Genomic DNA, 17,857 nt, shown 5'->3' on the forward strand with positions numbered 1-17,857 from the left:
CTCCGGTCAGTTGCCGGAGAACCCGACGGCCACTAACCGTTGCGAGACGGCCCAGAGGCGGGCGGCGTCGTCGATGCTCCGGGCGGAACGGTAGACGGTCAACTCGGTCGGCGCTCCGGTGAACTGACCCAGCCCGTCCGGGCCGTAGAACCGGCCGCCCTGCGCCTGCGGGCTGGTGGCCGCGTACAGGGCGGGGCGCAGCCCGGCCTCCACCGAGTGCACCAGGAAACCCCAACGGGCCAGCCGACTCATCACCGTGTGGTGCAGCGAGGGCCGGCTGCGGCCCAGGTTGGGACCGGACGCGTACAGGTTCGTCATCGTGGTGCCCGGGTGGGCGACGTTGCTGACGATTCCCCAGCCGCCGGCTCGACTGCGCCGGTCCAGTTCCAGCCCGAACAGCAGGGTGGCGAGCTTGGAGGCGTTGTAGGCGCGGATCGACGCGTACCTGCTGTCGCTCTGGAGGTCGTCCCAGTCCAGCCGGCCGGAGCGGGCGGCACTGCTCGACATGGTGGTGACCCGCGCCCGCCCGGCGCGAAGCAGCGGCAGCAGCCGTCCGGTCAGCGCGAAGTGGCCCAGGTGGTTGGTGCCGAGTTGCAGCTCGAAGCCCTCCGCTGTGACGTGCCGGGTGGGAGGTGTCATCACGCCCGCGTTATTGATCATGAGGTGGATCGGCCGGCCCTCGCCCAGCAGCGTGTCGGCCAGCGCGGCCACCGAGTCCAGCGAGGCGAGGTCCAGCTGCCGGGTCGACACGACGGCAACCGGTGCGGCGGCCCGTACGGCGTCCAGCGCAGCGGCGCCTTTGGCAGGGTTGCGGACCGGCAGCACCACCTCGGCGCCGGCCTGCGCCAGCCGGGTGGCCAGGCCGAGGCCCAGTCCGTCGCTGCCGCCGGTCACGACGGCGAGTTTTCCAGTCAGGTCCGGAACGGTCAGGTCGAGCACGACATCCCCCAGGTCGACGGTGTCCTTCATCGGTCGTGGACAAGCCTGGATCGGTCGCCGGCCGGCACCCAGGGTGGCCTTGTCCAGGGATCACCGGTCCCTGGCTCGGGGAAGCTGCCGGCCGGGCCGACACGGGGAGTAGCGTTCCCGGCGGACCAAGATCGGCGTACGAGGAGGCACAGTGCAGACGACGACGGTGGACATCCCGACCGGTGACGGAGTCGCGGACGCATCCCTGAGCCGGCCCGACGGAGACGGCCCGTTCCCCGCGGTGCTGCTCTTCATGGACGCCTTCGGCCCGCGTCCGCGCCTGGTCGAGATGGCCGAGCGGATCGCCGCCCGGGGCTACCTGGTGCTGACGCCCCACCTGTTCTACCGGGCCGGCCGGGCGCCGCTGTTCGACCTGTCCCGGCTCGCCGAGCCGGATCAGCGCGGCGCGCTGTTCCAGAAGATCATGCCGTTGGTCGGTGCGTTGACCCCCGAGGTGATCAGCCGGGACACCGCCGCGTTCCTCGACTTCCTGGCCGCCCGCGACGACGTCCGACCGGGCCCGGTCGCCATCACCGGTTACTGCATGGGCGGCACGAACGCGCTGCGGGCCATCGAGGCACACCCGGACCGCATCGCCGCGGTGGCGAGCTTCCACGGTGGGCGGATCGTCACCGAGGCGCCGGACAGCCCACACCTGGGCGTCGCCTCGGTGACCGGCGAGGTGTACTTCGGGCACGCCGACGCCGACCAGTCGATGACGCCCGAGCAGATCGCCACGCTGGAGAAGGCGCTCGACGCCGCCGGTGTGCGCTACCGCTCCGAGGTGTACGAGGGCGCCCACCACGGCTACACCATGGCCGACACCCCGGCGTACGACGAGCAGGCCACCGAGCGTCACTGGGCCGCTCTGTTCGACCTCCTGGACCGCACCCTGCCCGTCAGCTGACGGGCGCCGGCCCGATCAGCGGCGCAGCAGCACCGGGCCGGCGTCGATGCGGGTGCGGAACAGCGCGTACGGCTTGCGCCGTAGGTCCTTGCCCCGCTGGTACTGCGGCTGCCGGTGCAGTTGGTTGGCGGTGACGTAGAGGTACCCGTCGGTGGCCACCGACATGGTGTCCGGCCACAGCAGCCGTGGGTCGTGCACCAGGGTCTCGTACTCGCCGTCGGGCAGTCGACGGAGCACCGCGTTGTGCTCGTACGAGGTGAGGTAGAGCCGCCCCGCGTCGTCGCTCTCCAACCCGTCCGAGGCGGTGCCCCGGTCGCCCTCGTCGACCACTGTGGCGGCGACCGCCTCCTGGGTGACGCCCGGGTCGGCCAGCGCCTCGGTGGACACGCTGTGCAGGCGTCGGGACGCCAACGGGCAGTAGTAGAGCCGTTCGCCGTCGGCGGAGATGGCGATGCCGTCGGAGCCCATGCTCACCGGCTTCGGCGGACCGTCGGCCGGCCGTTCGAGGAACGGTCGGCCCTCCACCACCGGCCGGAACGACGTCAGCGGCTCCGCCTTTGTGGACGGGTGGTCGTGCAGTCGCCGCCAGGAGGCCCCGCTGGCCAGGTCCACGACGATGATCCCGTTCGGCCCGGAGTCCGCCGAGTCGGTGATGTACGCGACCCCCGCCTCGCCCCGCCGCAGGTCGAAGCGGACGTCGTTGAGGTACGTCGTCGGCAGCGCCACGTCCGCCGGGAAGGTGATCACTTGGGCGACGGTGTCCGTGTCCAGGTCGATCCGGACCAGCTTGGGGCCGCCCGGCTTGGTGGGCTGGAACATCGGGCTGCCGGTGTCCAGCACCCAGAGCCGGTCGGCCGGGTCCACCACGATGCTCTGCACCGAGACGAACGCGCCCGCGTCGTCGTCGCCGGACGGGTCGTTCCAGGCCTGGTCGGGGTAGGGCACCTCCTGACCGTCGCGCAGCTCGACGACAGTGGCCGGCACCTCGTCGCCCCATTTCGGGAAGTTGACGAAGATCCGGCCGGAGTGCGAGACGCTCACCCCGGTCGGCATCGGCCCGGTGAAGGTGTGCACCAGATCCAGCTCGCCCATCGGCTCGTCGCCGACCGGCCCGTTCATGACGTCCGCCCCACGGTGCTCATCGCCCGCCCCTTCCGACCCGCCGGATGTCCCGCTCCACCGCTGCTATTCCCGCCCGGACGTCCGGTATGCGTCGCTGGTCAGCGGAGCCGGAAGGGACGGCGGAGCCGGGAGGTACGGGGGAGCCGGAAGGGGCGGGCCGGTCCGGGTTTCGGTCAGGCCACCGGCGCGGCGGCCCTGGCTGCGGGCAGGCCGGGGACGGGGACGTCCACCGCGAGTAGCGCTCCGTCTTCCGGGCCGGGCGTGTCCAGCCCCACCCGGGCGGTGCCGATGAAGAGTCGCCGCAGGTCGGGGCCGCCCAGGCAGATCCCGGCCGGCTGTTTCGCGGGCAGCCGGATCTCCTGCTCCAGGGTCCCGTCCGGCCGGTAGCGGCGGACCGCCGAACCGCCCCACAGCGCGATCCAGAGGTGACCGGCGGCGTCGACGGTCATGCCGTCCGGGCCGCCGTCCGCGGAGGGCAACCGGAGGAACGGCTCCCGCCCGTTCAGGGCCCCGGTCGCGGGGTCGACGGTGAACCGGTCGATCTCGCCGCGCGGCGTGTCGGCGAGGTACATGGTGGTGCCGGTGGCGTCGAACGCCGGTCCGTTCGGGATGGTCAGTCCGGTGACCGCGGGCACCGGTGCCGCGCCGGGGGTGAGCCGGAACAGCGTGCCCCCGCCGGGCGTCATCGCGTACGTCATGCTGCCGGCCCAGAAGTGGCCGTGCGGGTCCGCGACCGCGTCGTTCATCCGGGTGGGAACGGGCGCGTCAGCAACCAGGTCGGCGACCGGTCGGGGGTCGCCGGTGGCGGGCAGCACTGTGAGACCGGTTCCGGCGGCGGCCAGCCAGTCACCGGGCCGGCCGGCCACCGGGGCCACCGCGCCGAGCGGGACGTCGAGACGGCGCACCTCCCGTAGCGCGGCGGGGGCGTCGCCGTCGGTTTCCAGCAGTCGTCCGGCCAGCAGATCGACGAGGATCAGGCGGTCGTCGACCCAGCGCAGCCCTTCGCCCAACTCCAACCGGTCGGTGCTCCAGACGGTCGGCTCGGTCAGCTCCATCTCGCTCCTCCAAACGATCTGCGGGGGCGGCGGCGGGCGGTCCTGCCGATCAGCGGTGACCGCCCACAGCCCGGTCAGCGGACCGTACCGCCCGGCTCGTGGTCCAGCAGCGTCAGCTCCGCCCGGTCGGGCAGGCCCTCCCAGTCGCCCCGGGTGGCGACCGCGAACGCGCCGGTGGTGACGGCCCGTTCCAGTCGGCCACGGGTCGGCTCGGCTCCGCGCCGGTTCAGGCCGGGACGAACTCCCGGCATCGACGTAGCGCGGCGAGGGCGAGTGGAGCCTCGCGGCCGGCGATCCCGGCTTCCAACTCGGCCACCGCACTCGCCGCCCGCGCCGGTTCACCAGTCGCGGCCGCCGCTTCGGCCAACACCAGCACGGCCTCGGCGGCCCAGGCCAGGACGCCCTTTCCGCGTACCAGCGACAGCGCCTCGGCCGCGTGCCGGACCGCCTCGTCCGGCCTGTCGACCAGCAGCAGCCGGGCGAGCGCCGAGAGTGCCTGCACCAGTGGCCAGATCGCGCCGACCCGTCGAGCGTCGGCCACCACATCCCGCAGCGCCCGTTCGGCGGCCTCCACGTCGTCGCGGCGCCCGGCGGTGCTGCGGAGGGTGTTGCGTCCCTCGGCGGTGCCGCCGCGTTCGTTGCGTCCCGCGGCGGTGCCGCCGTGTCCGGTGCCGGCAACGAGCGCCAGCACCGTGGCCAGTTCGGCCCGCGCGTCCAGCAGGGTGACCGGCATCCGCTCGGCGTTGGCCACCAACCGGCCGAGCCGTTCGGCGAGCCCGTCCAGCCGGCCGGCGGCCCGATCCAGTGACAGTTCGGTCGCCTCCACCAGGGACGCCAGCCGCTCGTACCCGGTCTCGTCGACAAGCGCCCGACCGGCCGCCAGCAACGCTTCGGCCTGCTCCGGGTGACCGGCGTGCAGCGCGCCCTGCGCCCAGTTCAGGCAGGCTCGCGCGTGCTCGCGGGGCCGGTCGGCCAAGTCGGCGGACGCGCGCAGCTCGGAGATGATCGCCCACGCCGCCGGGTCGCCCAGCTCCAGCAGCAACGAGGCTCGGGCGATGCGGACCGCGAGGTGCGCCGCCGGATCCCCGCTGGCCGCAGCGGCGGTCTCCGCCTCCGCGCAGCGGGCCAGGTGGTCGTCGACGTGCCGGCCGACGACGGTGTCGGGGGCCGCCAGCACCGCGAGCGCCGGGGCCTTGCGGCGCGGCGCGCGCAGGTACGGCACGGCACGCTCGATCTCGGTGTACCCGCGCAGCGCCTCGCCCTGCTGTCGCAGCATCCGCCCGAGCACCAGACCCAGCTCACCTCGGGCACCCGGCGGCAGCCGCCGGTCGGCGAGCAGCCGTTCCAGCACCGGGATCGCCTCGGCCTGGCTGAGTCCGTCGATGGCCGAACGGCCCAACTTGGCGGCGAGCCGAACCCGTACCGGTCGGGGCAGTTCGGCGATGTCCATCGTCTGGAGCAGGAAGCTGGCCGCTGTCGCGTCGTCGCCGCGCTCGGTGGCGAGGTCGGCGGCCGCCTCGGCGTTGCGGACGAAGTCGGCGCCGCTGCCAGCTCGACGGTAGTGGTGCGCCAGTTGGGCAACCGGCCTCGGCAACTCCTGTTCCAACACCCGTGCCACCCGCAGGTGCAGCCACTCCCGGCTCTCCCGGGGCACCAGGTCGTACACCACCTGTCGGGCCAGGTCGTGCCGGAACCGCAGGCCGTCCCCGGCGTCGTGCAGCAGGCCCGCCCGGTGCGCGGCGGTCAACGCCGCGCGGATCGCCACCCGGTCCAGGCTGAGCACCGAGGCGAGGATGCGCTGATCAGGCGTCATCCCCAGTACGGCCGCCGCGCCGAGCACCTCCCGGGTGGCCTCGTCGAGCGGACGCAGCCGCCAGAGCAGCACGTCACGCAGGACGAAAGGGACACTGTCGTCGGCCAGCGGGTCGCCGCCCCGCTCGGCGAGCGTCCGCAGCACCTCCTCGACCACGAACGGGATGCCTGCCGTGCGGTCGAGCAGGGTGGCGGTCAGCTGCTGCGGCGGATCATCGAGGCGCAGGGTCCGGGCCGCCAACCGGCGTACGTCGGCGGCGTCCAGCGGGCCGAGCGCAACGCGCGTGACGCTCCACGGGGGAGTACGCGCCAGGGCGTCGTGGATCGGCGTACTGCTTCCCGGCGTCGCCGTACGCGCGGTCAGCACCACTGCCAGCCCCTCCACCGGGTGGGTGCTCAGGTAGGCGAGGAGTTCGCAGGTCGCCGGGTCCGCCCAGTGCAGATCCTCCAGCAACAGCGTGGCCGGACTCAGCGCGGCGAGCACCGCCGCGACGGCGCGGAGCAGGCGATGTCGTTCGGCCGCCGGGTCGGTCAACGAGGGCGGGACGTCCGGCAGCACGTCGGCCAGTTCGGGTAGCAGTGGCGCGAGGGCGCCGGCCACCGGGTTGAGCGGACCGAGTCGGTCGGCGCCGCCCCGGATCGCGTCCAGCAGCACGCCGAGCGGGAAGGGCTCGGGCACGTCGTCACACTCGCCGACGAGGTGTCGTCCGGGGAGTTCGGCGAGGAGTTCGGCGACGAGTCGACTCTTGCCGATCCCGGGCTCACCCTCCAGCAGGATCAGGCAGGGCGGGGTGGCGACGAGCCGGCGTAACTGCGCCAGTTCCGCCGCTCGGCCGACGAACTCGACGGGCCCGCGCAGACGTTCGGGGCGGACGGGAGTTGGGCTCCCGCCGCCCCGTTTCTTGTCCTCGCCACCGTCGATCACCGTGGGCCGAGCAGATCACCTCTGCCCGGCGCGACGGTGGGCCGGCGGACCGGCGGTGACCTGGGTCACACGCCGGTCCGCCGGGTGGGGGGTGCAGTCAGGACTGGATGGTGACGGGCACTGTCTTCAGCGACCCGTCCCCGTTGCGGAACTCCACCACGCCGACGTAGCGCTGACCCGGAGCGAGTCCGAACCAGCGCAGAGTCAGGTTCGCCGTCGCGCCCGGCTGCACGCTGCGCTGCTTCGGGTCGATGGTGAACCGGCCGGTGGACGTGCCCGGCGCGCCCGGCAGGTAGCTGGTGACTGTGTACGCGTTCGCGCCGTCCTTGATGTTCTCGGTGAACTCCTGCTCGACGACCACGATGTAGTCACCGGCACCGTCCGGCAGGGTGACCTTGGCGCCGATCCGGGTGCTTGCCGTGGCGGTGACGAACTTCCCGGACTTGTCGTAGACGTTGAGGCTGAACTCGGTGCACTCCATCACGCCCTCCTCGTCTTCCCAGTCGATGTGGGAGCAGGTGGGTCGCGCGGACGTCACGTGGATCTCCGGACTGCGGGTACCGGCCGGGACGTGCAGGGTGGTCCTGCTGATCGACGCGGGCAGCGGCACCGGCAGGTTGTTCGACGTGCTCCAGTCCCAGCTCGGCCCGTCGCCCTTCAGGGTGACCACGTTGCTGGTGCCCGAGGTCAGGCCGGAGAGCTGGGAGACCAGCTGACCCTTGAAGCCGACCTCGGCGGCGATCCGGACGCTGCCGAAGGTGCCCTTGCCGGTGATGGCGTCGGGGGCGACCAAACCGGAATTGTGTACGACGAGCGGGCTGCGTACCGCGTGCTTGAACTGGTCGCGCCAGGTCAGCGACCCGTCGGCCCAGGTGTCGAACGGGCCCCCGGTGTTGGTGACCTCAACCGTGAAGCGGGCGCTGTGGCCCGGACGGACCTGCAGCTTCTTCGGGGTGACAGTGACCTTGTACCCCGGCGGGGCCTGCACCGAGGAGGTGTAGGTGCTGGTCTTGTCGCTGACGTTGGTGACCGTACGGGTCACGGTCTGCCTGCCCACCATCCGGCCCAGCGAGATGGACGGGTAGTTGAGCTGGGCCGTGTCGATCGCGCCGACGGTGTCGCAGCCGTCCAGGTCGCCGAGCCCGTAGTCACCGCCACGGTCGGCGGACACCCCGCACAGGTACTGGATCCAGTCCTGCTGGTTGGAGTCGTAGACCAGGCCCGGGTCGAAGGCGCTGCCCGGCTCCACCTGCCCGGCGCCGTAGTTCAGCGGAGTCGCGTCGTACGTGCCGATCTTGATCGGGTTGCCCTTGTCGGTCTTGTCCACGGCGCTGGTCATCAGCGCCGAGCGGACCGCCGCCGGCGACCAGCCGGGGTGCTTGGCCAGAACCAGGGCGGCGATACCGGCGATGTGCGGCGCCGCCATCGAGGTGCCCGACTCCAGGGCGAAGTCGTTGCCGCCGATGGATGGGGAGAACGCGGCGACGATGTCCTGACCGGGCGCGCTGATGTCCGGCTTGAGCAGCTCACCGGCGTTCAGGTTCGACGGGCCCGCCGAGGAGAACGCGGCGACCGATGGGGCCTCCACCGTCTCCAGCTTGCTCGGCGCGATGGTCGCCGTGGCGTTGCCCTTGGCGACGTACGCCGTGACGGTGGCCAGGTCGACCTCGTTGATGTGCACTGTCGGCACTGTCTGCACGTCGGCGTTCAGGGAGTTCAGCTCGTCGTTGTACAGCACCATGCCGACGCCGCCGGCCCGCGCCACCTCGATGCTCTTGTCGGTACGCGGGATCTCGCCGCGCAGGCAGAGCACGATCGCACCCTTGACCTTGGCCGGATCCAACGTGTCGTCGGCGCAGAGACCGGCACCGTAGGCGCCGTCCGGATCGATCGCGCTGTCCTTCGCGAAGACCAGTCGGGCCGGCCCGACGCCGGTCTCGCCCATGCCCACGCCGGCGATCGTGGTGCCGTTGCCGAGGGTGAGCTTCCGGGTGTTCTGCCGGTCGGTCGTGCTCGCGGCCACCGTGGTCAGCCATGGCGTCGAGTTGTCGACAGTGTTGGCGAACGGGCCGGAGTTGCCGGCGGCGGCGGCGACGAACACCCCGGCGGCGGCCGCGTTGAAGAACGTCGCGTCGACCGCCCCGAACTGCTCGGTGTCATCACCGATCGAGTAGTTGATCACGTCGACGCCGTCCGCGACCGCGTCGTCGATGGCGTGCACGATGTCGATGTCGGTGCCGGTCGCGCCGCCCGCACCGTTGTCGTACAGAGCCTTGTAGATCGCCAACCGCGCAGCCGGCGCCATGCCGGAAATCATGCCCAGGTCCTGGGTGCCCGACGTGGCCCGCACGCCGTGGATGCCGGCCGCGGTGCTGGCGGTGTGGGTGCCGTGGCCGTTGCGGTCGCGCGGCGAGGAGTAGTCGTCCGGGAAGGCCTCGGCGATGCCGCTGTCGTTGTACCAACGTGCCCCGATCACCTTGTTGTTGCAGGTGACCGGCGCTTCGACGCCGACGTCGCAGGTGCCCTTCCACTTGGCGTCGATGACGGCCTGGTCGGGGCGCGGGCTGGGCAGCGGCGCGAAGCTCGCGCTCTCCGGCCAGTAGCCGCTGTCGATGACCCCGATGATGACGCCCTCACCAGCGTGGGAGTCTCCACCGAACTCCTTGTTCCACACCCCGCCCTTTCCGGTCAGGCCCAGGTAGTCGGGGGTGTGTGAGGTGGTGGCGTGCACCTTCTGGCTCTCGTACACCGCTCGGACACCGGTTGTGGCGCGCAGCCGGGCGGCCTGTGGCCCGGTGAGGTCGGCGGCGAAGCCGTTGAACGCGGTCTCCATGGTGACGCGGGTGCGGTCGGCTGGCACGCCGACGTGGTCCAGCACCGACTTACGCTGCTGGCGCAGGTGATTCCGGTACGCGTTGGCGTTCCCGGACGTGCGGTTCAGCTTGGCCCCGTCGGCCGGCTTGGTGGCCGCGATCCCGGGAACCCCGCCGGTGTAGGTGGCCAGCGGCTCCTCGGCGAGCTGGACGAGATAGCGGGCGGTCGGCCCACTGCCGGCCGGCGCGGCGGTGGCGCTGGCGCTGGCGGGCAGGCCGGTCAGGCCGGCCGCGGTCAGCGCAACGGCGGCCAGCATGCTGACCCCGTACCTGGCCCGTCCGGTCCGATGTGCGTTCGGTTGTGGCACGTCGTTGCCTCCACGTTCGGTGCCGGCCGCCACGACTGATGACGGTGGCCGAAACCTAGGATCGGTACCGATCATCGAGAAGCACCCGTAACCTGCCTGTCATCTTGGAAACAAGCTCGTAACACAACGGGTACTTTGCGCGTCATTTGGAAGCGCCGACCTGGGGGATCTGTGCCATTTGGTCGGGCGCGACGCCGTCTGCCATCCGCCTCAATGGTCCTGTTCGGACGGTGCGCGACGTGGCTTTGTCTGACCTCATCCACCCCTGGTGCGACGGCAGCAACCTGAACCACGCCACAACGTACGCGCGGACCGCCGCCGACTCGCCGGTTCCAGGACCTGCCGGTCCGCGCTGTCGAGCAGGCGGAGCAGGGCGTCGGTTTACGGGCCTGGCCACCGGGCTGCTCCTATGTGCGTCGGTGGTAGTGGTTGCGGCGGGGGAGTTGTTCGGGGTCGAGCCAGGCGGGTGGGATGAATTCGGGGTGGCCGTGGCCGTTGAGTTGGATGGTCCAGTCGCTGTGGTGCAGGTGTCGGTGGTGGTGGCCGCAGAGTAGGACGGCGTTGGCCAGGCTGGTGGGGCCGCCGTCGGCCCAGTGGTGGATGTGGTGGGCGTCGCACCAGCGGGGTGGTCGGTCGCAGCCGGGGAAGGCGCACCCGCGGTCGCGGAGCACGAGGGCGCGGCGCAGTGGGCCGGTGATGAGTCGGCGTTGTCGTCCGACGTCGAGGATCTGACCGGTGCCGCCGAGGACGGCGGGCAGGATGGTGGCGTCGCAGGCGAGCCGGCGCACTGTTTGCGGGGTGAGGGGCAGGCCGGTGTCGAGGGTGCCGCTGCTCAGTTGCCGGGTCAGCGCGTCGTAGCTGGTGGTGACGACGATCTGGGTGGGGTCGCCGCCGCTGTCGGGTAGCTCGCCGGCTCGAAGGGCGAGTCGGCAGACCTCGGTGAGGGCGTCGTGGCGTCGTTGACCGGGGGACCGTGAGTCGTCTGGTGCGGACGGGGCGGTCAGCGGATCGATGGCGGCGCGGAGCAGGCCGGCGGTTTCGGCGTCGAGGGTGCCGGTGAGTCGCAGGCGTCCGTCGGTCTGTTCGGAGAGGGTGAGGTGGCGGTCGCGGGCGGCGCGGGCGGCTTCGGCGTCGAGTGCTGCTTGGGCGGCGGCGTCGGCGAGGTCGGGGGCGACGTGGTCGAGGATGCGGGTGCCGAGTTTGCGCAGCAGGGTGGGGTCGAATTGTGTGGCCCAGTCGGTGAGCAGGGTGACGGCTTTGTCGGCGGCCTGCGTGCCGGCGGTGGCGTGCACGGTGGTGGCGGTGTCGGCGATGACCCGGGCCTGGTCGAGGGTGATGTGTCCGTCGGCGAGCGCTTGTCGGATGCCGGGGCTGCCGGTGTCCAAGGCGGTGGCGAGGTCGACGAGCCGGCGGGCGGCGGAAACGGTCAGCCGTAGCCGTCCGCGGAGCCAGACCGCAGTGGATGAGGCTCCTTGGGTGCGGGCGGTGCCGTGGGCGTCGATCTCGCGGATCAGGGTCAGTTTGACTGCGGCGAGGCGCTGCTCCAAGCGGTGCGCGGCGTCGAGTGCGGCGATCAGATCGTGTTCCGGGAGTGGCCAGGCGGGGGCGTCGACGCACGCGGAGATCGCGTCGTCTGCCTGCGCCAACTCCTCTACCATGACCCGAGACTAGAACAGGTGTACGACATATTTGGTCGGCCATGATCGATGCGTTCTCGGGGCTCGATGCTGATCACGGTTGCTCCGCGACCGAGGCGGACCAGGCTCGTTCAGTTGAGGAAGCTGCGCCCGTGCCGCGCCCGTGCCGCGCCGTCTCGGCTCGCGGCTGTCGGCCGGGCCGAGGTGCCGCGAGTGGCGCTGGTGAGCGCAGCCAGCGAAAGGCCTGCGCCGGGAAAAGGGTAGCGCTGGTTCGGCCACGCTGTGGTCAGTCGCGCCGGACGAGGCCTGGGCCGGCGATGATGTCGATGTCGCCGTCGGCGATCTCGTGGCCGGCGGCGCAGCGGAGCACTGCGCGGATCGGTTCGCCGCAGTCGTGGTGGGTGGCGACGACGGACGGGCCGGTGTCGGTGGTGGCCCAGGTGTCGCCCCAGTTGCGCAGTGCGGTGATGACGGGCAGGAGGTCGCGGCCCTTGCGGGTGAGTTGGTACTCGTGGCGGGTGCGCTGCCCGGGCTCCCGGTAGGGGATTCGTTCGAGCAGTTCCGCGGCGACCATTTCCTTGAGGCGGGCGGCCATGGCGGGTTCGCCGACGCCGACCCGGCGGACGAAGTCGTCGAAGCGGCGTGTGCCGAGCAGGGCCTCGCGCATGATCAGGACCGTTGACCTGCTGCCCACGATGTCCATCGCCCGGGCTACCGAGCAGTTCTCGCTCGTCCAGGAATCGCGATCGCCTCGTAGGTCCTCCATGCCCACCAGCCTACCTGACTTGCATGAAGGCTAGCCAGGTGCTTAACTGGGCCGCGCTGACTTCAGCATACGCAAGTCAGACCCCAGCCTGAAGGATCTTCAGTGACCACCAGCGCCACGGCCCCGACCCCACCCGGAGCGACCCCACCCGGAGCGACCCCACCCGGAGCGACCCCGCCCGGGAAGATCCCATCGGGGCCAGCGGCACCCGGGTCGGCCGCCTCTACCCGCTCGTCCTTGCGCGGCTCCCGCCCGGTGACCCTGATCGCCATGTGCCTGGGCGCGATGATCACGTTCCTGCAGATCACCGCGACGGTCTCCGCGTTGACCACGATCCAGCGGGACCTGCGGGTCGACCCCACCACTCTGGTCTGGATCCCCAGCGCCTACACCCTGATGGTGGCGAGCGTCGTGCTGTCCGCGGCCACCCTGGGCAGCCGCTACGGGCGTAAGCGCATGTTCGGCGCCGGGGTCGTCGCGATGATCGTCGGCGCAGCCGTCGTGGCTGAGGCTCCGACCGTCGGGTGGGTGATCGTCGGGCAGTTGGTCGCCGGCCTCGGCGGGGCGCTGATCCTGCCGAACAGCCTGGCGATCCTCGGTGCGACCTTCACCGATCCGCACCGACGGACCGAGGTCATCACCGCCTGGTCGGCGGCGTCCGGCATCGGCCTCGCGATCGGCCCACTCATCGCCGGCTTCCTGCTGCGGCACTACCAGTGGCACAGCGTCTACCTGTCGACGATCGCGCTGGGTCTGGTCACCCTCGTCGTCGCCATCGTCGGGGTGGTCGAGTCCCGGCCGAGCCCCGCCCGACTCGACGTGCCCGGCCTGCTGCTGGGTACCGTCGCCATCGCGGCCGCCGTCTACGCGCTGATCCAGGGCGGCAAGGTTGGCTACACCGACCCGGTGGTGTCGACGGCCTGGGTCGTCGCGGTCGTCGCACTTGTCGCGTTCGTGCTGGTCGAGCTGCGGACCAGTGCGCCGATGCTCGACGTGCGGCTGTTCCGGTCCGCGTCGTTCAGCGCCGTCATGGTCGTCGGCGCGGTGTCGCTGTTCGGCTTCACCGGCGTGGCGATCCTGCTGGTTCTCTTCCACGAACGTGCCCAGGAACTCAGCCCGCTGGACACCGGCTGGCGCATGCTGGTGCTCTTCGGCGCGTACGTGCTGGTCGCCTTCGGTGCCGGGCGCGCGATCCGCCGTACCGGATTCAAGGCGCCGTTGACCCTCGGCCTGGTCCTCGCTGCGGTGGCCAGCTTCGCGCTGGCCAACCAGGGGCCGACCACGTCGTTCGGTGACCGCTGGGCGCTGTTCGCGTTGTTCGGCGCGGCCACCGGTCTGGTGGTGGCCCCGGCGACGGCGGCGGCGTTGGCCAGCGTCGCGCCCGCCCAGGCCGGTATGGCCTCCGGCGCGGTGAACGCCGCCCGCCAGGTCGGCTCGGTGCTTGGCTCGTCCCTGCTCGGCACGCTCCTCACCACCACGATGGTGGCCGACCTGCCGGGCCGGCTCGCCGCGCACCAGATCGACGAACCCACCCGTACCGCCGTGCGGGCGGCCGTGGCCTCCGGCGCCAACGGCGGCCAACCCCTGCCCGACCCGGTCCGGGCGGCGATCGCGGAGGCACTGACCTCCGGTGTCCAGGCCGGGCTGCGGGTCACCGGCATCGTCTTCCTCGTCACCGCGGTGCTGGCGCTCACCCTGATCCGAAACCGGCCGCACCAGCAGCACCAGCAGCACCAGCAGCACCAGCACTGAGCCGCACGAACGCTAGGCGGCGAGCGCGTCCAGTTCCTCGATGGCGTCGGTCGGCAGTTTCAGGTCGGCCGCCGCCATGTTCTCCCGCAGGTGCGCCAGGCTGGAGGTGCCGGGGATCAGGACGGTGGTGGGAGACCGCTGAAGCAGCCAGGCGAGGGCGACCTGCTGAGGTGAGGCGCCCAGTCGGGCGGCCACGCCGTCGAGCGTGTCGGACTGCAACGGCGTGAACCCGCCGAGCGGGAAGAACGCCGCGAACGCGATGTTCTCCGCCGCGCACCTGTCGACCAGTGCGTCGTCCCGGCGGTTGGCGAGGTTGTAGAGGTTCTGCACGGTGACCACCGGCGCGATGGCCTGGGCCTCGTCGAGCTGGTCGAGCGTCACGTTGCTGAGCCCGAGGTGCCGGATCAGGCCCTCCTGGCGCAGCTCCGCCAGGGCGGCGAACTGCTCGCCGAGCGGCGCGTCGCCGGTGCCCTCCGCCACGCCCACCCGCAGGTTGACCACGTCGAGGACGTCCAAGCGGAGATGCTGGAGGTTCTCCCGCACCTGGGCCTTGAGGTCGTCCGGCTCCAGGGCCGGGATCCAGGAGCGGTCGGCGCCGCGGCGCGCGCCGACCTTGGTGACCAGGTGCAAACCCTGGGGGTACGGGTGAAGCGCCTCGCGGATCAGCTCGTTGACCACGACGGGCCCGTAGAAGTCGCTTGTGTCGATGTGTCGGACGCCCAGGTCGACGGCCTCGCGGAGCACGGCGAGCGCCTGCTCGCGGTCGCGGGGCGGGCCGAAGACACCCGGGCCGGCCAACTGCATCGCCCCGTAGCCCATCCGGCTCAGGGTGAGGCCGTCGGCGGGGGTGAGGGTGCCGCCGGGAAGGTTCTCGCTCATCTCATCCTCTTGTCAGCAGTAGTGATGACATCCGTGGCCGAACGGATCCGGCCCTTCGACGACTGTCCGCCGCGAGTGACCCCGGCGGCAGGGCGAGCTGTTCCTGGTAGTGACACAGCCAGTCACCGGGCCGCCCGGCGATCTACCGTCGGTGGCATGGACGCAACGAACCCGCTCGGCGACTTCCTGCGCGCCCGCCGGGAGCAGACCCGGCCCGAGGACGTCGGGCTCGGCCCGGGGGTGGGCCTGCGCCGGGTGCCGGGGCTGCGGCGCGAGGAGGTGGCGATGCTGGCCGGCATCAGCGCCGACTACTACCTCCGACTGGAGCAGGGTCGCGAACGGCACCCCTCGGTGCAGGTCCTCGATGCCCTCGCCGGGGTGTTGCGGCTGGATCCGGAGGCGACCGCGTACATGATCGGGTTGAGCCGGGCGCGGTCGCGCCGGGCGGCCCGACCGGCCGCCGAGCGGGTGCCGGCCAGCATCCTGCACCTGCTGCGGCAGCTCTCCATGCCGGCCTTCGTGCAGAATCGCTACCTCGACATCCTGGCCTCGAACCCGATGGCGAGGGCGCTGTCGCCGAATCTGGCCCCGGGTGCCAACCGACTCCGCGCGGTGTTCCTGGACGAGGCCGAGCGGGAGCTGTTCCGCGACTGGCGGCAGGCGATGCAGAGCGTGGTGGGGCAGATGCGTGCCGACTCGGGCGGGGCCACCGACGACCCACGGTTGACGGCGCTGGTGGGGGAGTTGTCCCTCAAGAGCGACTGCTTCCGGCAGTTGTGGGCGCGCCACGAGGTGCGTCGGCGGGAGGGCGTCGTCAGCCGGCTGCACCACCCCGAGGTGGGCGACCTCGACCTGTACTGCGACAAGCTCGCCGTGGCGGGCGCCGACGGGCAGCTGCTGGTGATCTACCACGCCGAGCCCGGTACGGAGTCCGCCCGCTCGTTGGCGCTGCTCGGCTCGATCGCCGCCAGCAGTGCGGACGACGTGCCGGACAGCCTCCGACCCGGCGACCCGGCCCGTCTCTATCCGCTGGAGTGAGCCGGTCATGGCCGCTGCGGACCGCCTGCGTGGGGATGTGCTCGTAGCGACGACTTGACGACACTTGTTTGTGAGTGCACACTTACAAATATGCGATCCACCGCCGAGGCCCGCCGGGTCACAGTCCTGAACACCGCGGTGTCGGTGTTCGCGCGCGCCGGCTTCCACGCCACCCCGGTCACCGCCGTGGCCGCCGCCGCTGGCATCTCCGAGGCGTACGTCTTCCGACTCTTCTCCGGGAAGCTCGGCTTGTTCGTGGCGGCGGCCGGGGCGTGTTTCGACCGGATCGCCGACGCGATCGAGGCGGGCGCTGAGCGCGCCGTGGGTGGCAGTCCGGAGGAGATCCTCGACGCCATGGGCGATGCCTACGCGGAGCTGATCGCCGATCGCGACCTGCTGCTCTTCCAGGTGCAGGCACAGGCCGTCACGGACATCCCGGAGGTCGCCGAGGCGGTGCGGGCCGGCTACCGGCGGGTCGCGACCTTCGTGCAGAGTCGGGCCCGGGCCAGCGACGCGCAGGTGCAGCAGTTCTTCGCGTACGGCCAGTTGTGCCACCTGATCGTGACGGCCGGCCTGGAGGAGGTCCCGGAGCCCTGGGCTCGCGCCCTGACCGCCGGTATCCGCCACCCCTGACCGACCCCCGATGCTGGGCCGCCTCGGCGGCCCAATCTTTTGACCAGGCAAGTGTGTGAGTGCACACTTACAAACAAGGAGAATCCGATGACGACCACCGACACGACGATCACCGAAGTGGTACTGCCCGGCGTGGTGGAGCCTGACGGCCTCCTGCTGCACCGACGCGCGATGCCCGTCCCCGCCCAGGGGCAGGCGCTCGTCCAGGTAGAGGCCACCGGCATCTCGTTCGCCGAGCAGCAGATGCGCCACGCGCTCTACCCCGGCCAGCCGAAGTTTCCGTTCGTGCCCGGCTACGACCTGGTCGGCACGGTGCGGGCGGTCGGCCCCGGCGGCGACGACGCGCTGGTCGGCACCCGGGTGGCGGCGGTCACCAAGACCGGTGCCTGGGCCACGCACGCGCTTGTCGACATCGACGCCCTGGCCCCGGTGCCCGCGGGTCTGGACCCCGCCGCGGCCGAGACCGTCGTCGTCAACGGGGTGACCGCCTGGCAGATGCTGCGGGACGCCCACCTGACGGCCGGACAGACCATCCTCGTGCACGGCGCGAACGGCGGCGTCGGGAGCGTGCTCGTCCAACTCGGCCGACACCTCGGCCTGCGGGTCATCGGCACCGCCGCCGAACGGCACCACGCCGGGCTGCGTGAACTCGGCGTCGAACCGCTCGACTACCGCGACCCGGACATGGCCGCGCGGGTCCGCGAACTGTCGCCAGGCGGGGTCGACGCCGTCTTCGACCCGGTCGCCGGCCCGGGCGTACGCACGTCGTACGCCCTGCTCGCCCCCGGCGGCACGTTGGTCGTCTACGGCAACGCCGCCGCCGTCGGCACCGGGCAGTCGGTCGCGTGGGTCTTCGTGAAGCTGCTGGCCCGCCTCTACACCTGGAACGCGCTGCCCAACGGCCACCGCGCCGGCTTCTACAACTTCTGGGCCGGCCAGCTCACCCGGCGCGCCGCGTTCCGCCGTCGCCTGCGTACCGACCTCGGCATCGTGCTCGACCTGCTGCGGCAGGGAGTGATCGTGCCGCAGATCGCCGCCCGCTACCCGCTCAGCGAGGTTTCCGCAGCACTGGTGTTCGCCGAGAACCGCAGCCGGGCCGGCAAGGTGGTGCTGGAGCCCTGACCTCCGGCCCGCCCAGGGCGCTGGTGCGGCGGGCCGCCGGCGGCTCGGTCGTCCCGACG

General features: G+C 71.9%; 14 protein-coding genes. 5 read left to right on the top strand and 9 right to left on the bottom strand.

All coding sequences use genetic code 11. The features are described 5' to 3' along the window. Window positions 1-6: 6 nt before the first annotated feature. A complete protein-coding gene (locus ACLQ3F_RS17075) occupies window positions 7-969 on the bottom strand; it encodes an SDR family oxidoreductase (protein ID WP_425849987.1) in 963 nt (320 codons plus the stop codon). Window positions 970-1,120: 151 nt separating this feature from the next. Between ACLQ3F_RS17075 and ACLQ3F_RS17080 the strand changes: the two genes are divergently transcribed. Beyond that, window positions 1,121-1,876 carry a dienelactone hydrolase family protein gene (locus ACLQ3F_RS17080; protein WP_425849989.1) on the top strand — a complete coding sequence of 252 codons (756 nt, stop codon included), beginning with the start codon at window positions 1,121-1,123 and terminating at the stop codon, window positions 1,874-1,876. Window positions 1,877-1,891: 15 nt separating this feature from the next. Here ACLQ3F_RS17080 and ACLQ3F_RS17085 read toward each other — a convergent pair whose 3' ends face one another. The 7 genes from ACLQ3F_RS17085 to ACLQ3F_RS17115 form a co-directional block, all read right to left on the bottom strand. Next, window positions 1,892-2,995: an L-dopachrome tautomerase-related protein gene (locus ACLQ3F_RS17085; RefSeq protein WP_425849992.1), complete on the bottom strand. Its 1,104-nt coding sequence runs from the start codon at window positions 2,993-2,995 to the stop codon at window positions 1,892-1,894. 176 nt (window positions 2,996-3,171) lie between these two features. Next, complete coding sequence (locus ACLQ3F_RS17090; RefSeq protein ID WP_357229008.1) at window positions 3,172-4,053, bottom strand: SMP-30/gluconolactonase/LRE family protein; 882 nt, start codon at window positions 4,051-4,053, stop codon at window positions 3,172-3,174. A 74-nt stretch (window positions 4,054-4,127) separates the two neighbouring features. Continuing rightward, the gene (locus ACLQ3F_RS17095; RefSeq protein WP_425849995.1) at window positions 4,128-4,304 is read right to left on the bottom strand and encodes a hypothetical protein; all 177 of its coding nucleotides are present in this window, start codon (window positions 4,302-4,304) and stop codon (window positions 4,128-4,130) included. After that, window positions 4,280-6,790 carry an ATP-binding protein gene (locus tag ACLQ3F_RS17100; protein ID WP_425849997.1) on the bottom strand — a complete coding sequence of 837 codons (2,511 nt, stop codon included), beginning with the start codon at window positions 6,788-6,790 and terminating at the stop codon, window positions 4,280-4,282. Before ACLQ3F_RS17100 ends, ACLQ3F_RS17095 begins: the two co-directional genes overlap by 25 nt. Before the next feature lie 97 nt (window positions 6,791-6,887). After that, entirely contained in the window at window positions 6,888-9,920 is a 3,033-nt protein-coding gene (locus tag ACLQ3F_RS17105; protein ID WP_425849999.1) for a S8 family serine peptidase, read from the bottom strand. A gap of 458 nt (window positions 9,921-10,378) precedes the next feature. After that, window positions 10,379-11,629, bottom strand: a complete 1,251-nt coding sequence (locus ACLQ3F_RS17110; RefSeq protein WP_425850001.1) for a DUF222 domain-containing protein — start codon at window positions 11,627-11,629, stop codon at window positions 10,379-10,381. 265 nt (window positions 11,630-11,894) lie between these two features. Further along, on the bottom strand, window positions 11,895-12,374 hold the full coding sequence (locus ACLQ3F_RS17115; protein WP_425850003.1) for a winged helix-turn-helix transcriptional regulator: 480 nt from the start codon (window positions 12,372-12,374) through the stop codon (window positions 11,895-11,897). A 237-nt stretch (window positions 12,375-12,611) separates the two neighbouring features. Here ACLQ3F_RS17115 and ACLQ3F_RS17120 point away from each other — a divergent pair, with 237 nt between their 5' ends. After that, the gene (locus tag ACLQ3F_RS17120; protein WP_425850005.1) at window positions 12,612-14,126 is read left to right on the top strand and encodes an MFS transporter; all 1,515 of its coding nucleotides are present in this window, start codon (window positions 12,612-12,614) and stop codon (window positions 14,124-14,126) included. A gap of 12 nt (window positions 14,127-14,138) precedes the next feature. Here ACLQ3F_RS17120 and ACLQ3F_RS17125 read toward each other — a convergent pair whose 3' ends face one another. Next, window positions 14,139-15,005, bottom strand: a complete 867-nt coding sequence (locus tag ACLQ3F_RS17125; protein ID WP_425850006.1) for an oxidoreductase — start codon at window positions 15,003-15,005, stop codon at window positions 14,139-14,141. Window positions 15,006-15,161: 156 nt separating this feature from the next. On the opposite strand from ACLQ3F_RS17125, the gene ACLQ3F_RS17130 reads away from it, so the two are divergent. From ACLQ3F_RS17130 to ACLQ3F_RS17140, 3 genes are all read left to right on the top strand, one after another. Next, window positions 15,162-16,043: a helix-turn-helix domain-containing protein gene (locus tag ACLQ3F_RS17130; RefSeq protein WP_425850009.1), complete on the top strand. Its 882-nt coding sequence runs from the start codon at window positions 15,162-15,164 to the stop codon at window positions 16,041-16,043. A gap of 90 nt (window positions 16,044-16,133) precedes the next feature. After that, window positions 16,134-16,676: a TetR/AcrR family transcriptional regulator gene (locus ACLQ3F_RS17135; RefSeq protein WP_355005047.1), complete on the top strand. Its 543-nt coding sequence runs from the start codon at window positions 16,134-16,136 to the stop codon at window positions 16,674-16,676. Between the two features lie 87 nt (window positions 16,677-16,763). Beyond that, on the top strand, window positions 16,764-17,798 hold the full coding sequence (locus ACLQ3F_RS17140; RefSeq protein ID WP_425850011.1) for a medium chain dehydrogenase/reductase family protein: 1,035 nt from the start codon (window positions 16,764-16,766) through the stop codon (window positions 17,796-17,798). Window positions 17,799-17,857 lie beyond the last annotated feature (59 nt).

The organism is Micromonospora sp. DT15 (assembly GCF_049841475.1).
In the GTDB taxonomy this organism is placed as follows: Bacteria; Actinomycetota; Actinomycetes; order Mycobacteriales; family Micromonosporaceae; genus Micromonospora.

What these genes read in the sequence shown, in the direction of transcription:
- ACLQ3F_RS17130 (WP_425850009.1), top strand. Translation starts at nt 15,162, where the DNA reads ATGGACGCAACGAACCCGCTCGGCGACTTCCTGCGCGCCCGCCGGGAG.
- ACLQ3F_RS17125 (WP_425850006.1), bottom strand. Translation starts at nt 15,005, where the DNA reads ATGAGCGAGAACCTTCCCGGCGGCACCCTCACCCCCGCCGACGGCCTC.
- ACLQ3F_RS17075 (WP_425849987.1), bottom strand. Translation starts at nt 969, where the DNA reads ATGAAGGACACCGTCGACCTGGGGGATGTCGTGCTCGACCTGACCGTT.
- ACLQ3F_RS17115 (WP_425850003.1), bottom strand. Translation starts at nt 12,374, where the DNA reads ATGGAGGACCTACGAGGCGATCGCGATTCCTGGACGAGCGAGAACTGC.
- ACLQ3F_RS17090 (WP_357229008.1), bottom strand. Translation starts at nt 4,053, where the DNA reads ATGGAGCTGACCGAGCCGACCGTCTGGAGCACCGACCGGTTGGAGTTG.
- ACLQ3F_RS17135 (WP_355005047.1), top strand. Translation starts at nt 16,134, where the DNA reads ATGCGATCCACCGCCGAGGCCCGCCGGGTCACAGTCCTGAACACCGCG.
- ACLQ3F_RS17085 (WP_425849992.1), bottom strand. Translation starts at nt 2,995, where the DNA reads ATGAACGGGCCGGTCGGCGACGAGCCGATGGGCGAGCTGGATCTGGTG.
- ACLQ3F_RS17095 (WP_425849995.1), bottom strand. Translation starts at nt 4,304, where the DNA reads ATGCCGGGAGTTCGTCCCGGCCTGAACCGGCGCGGAGCCGAGCCGACC.
- ACLQ3F_RS17105 (WP_425849999.1), bottom strand. Translation starts at nt 9,920, where the DNA reads ATGCTGGCCGCCGTTGCGCTGACCGCGGCCGGCCTGACCGGCCTGCCC.
- ACLQ3F_RS17110 (WP_425850001.1), bottom strand. Translation starts at nt 11,629, where the DNA reads ATGGTAGAGGAGTTGGCGCAGGCAGACGACGCGATCTCCGCGTGCGTC.
- ACLQ3F_RS17140 (WP_425850011.1), top strand. Translation starts at nt 16,764, where the DNA reads ATGACGACCACCGACACGACGATCACCGAAGTGGTACTGCCCGGCGTG.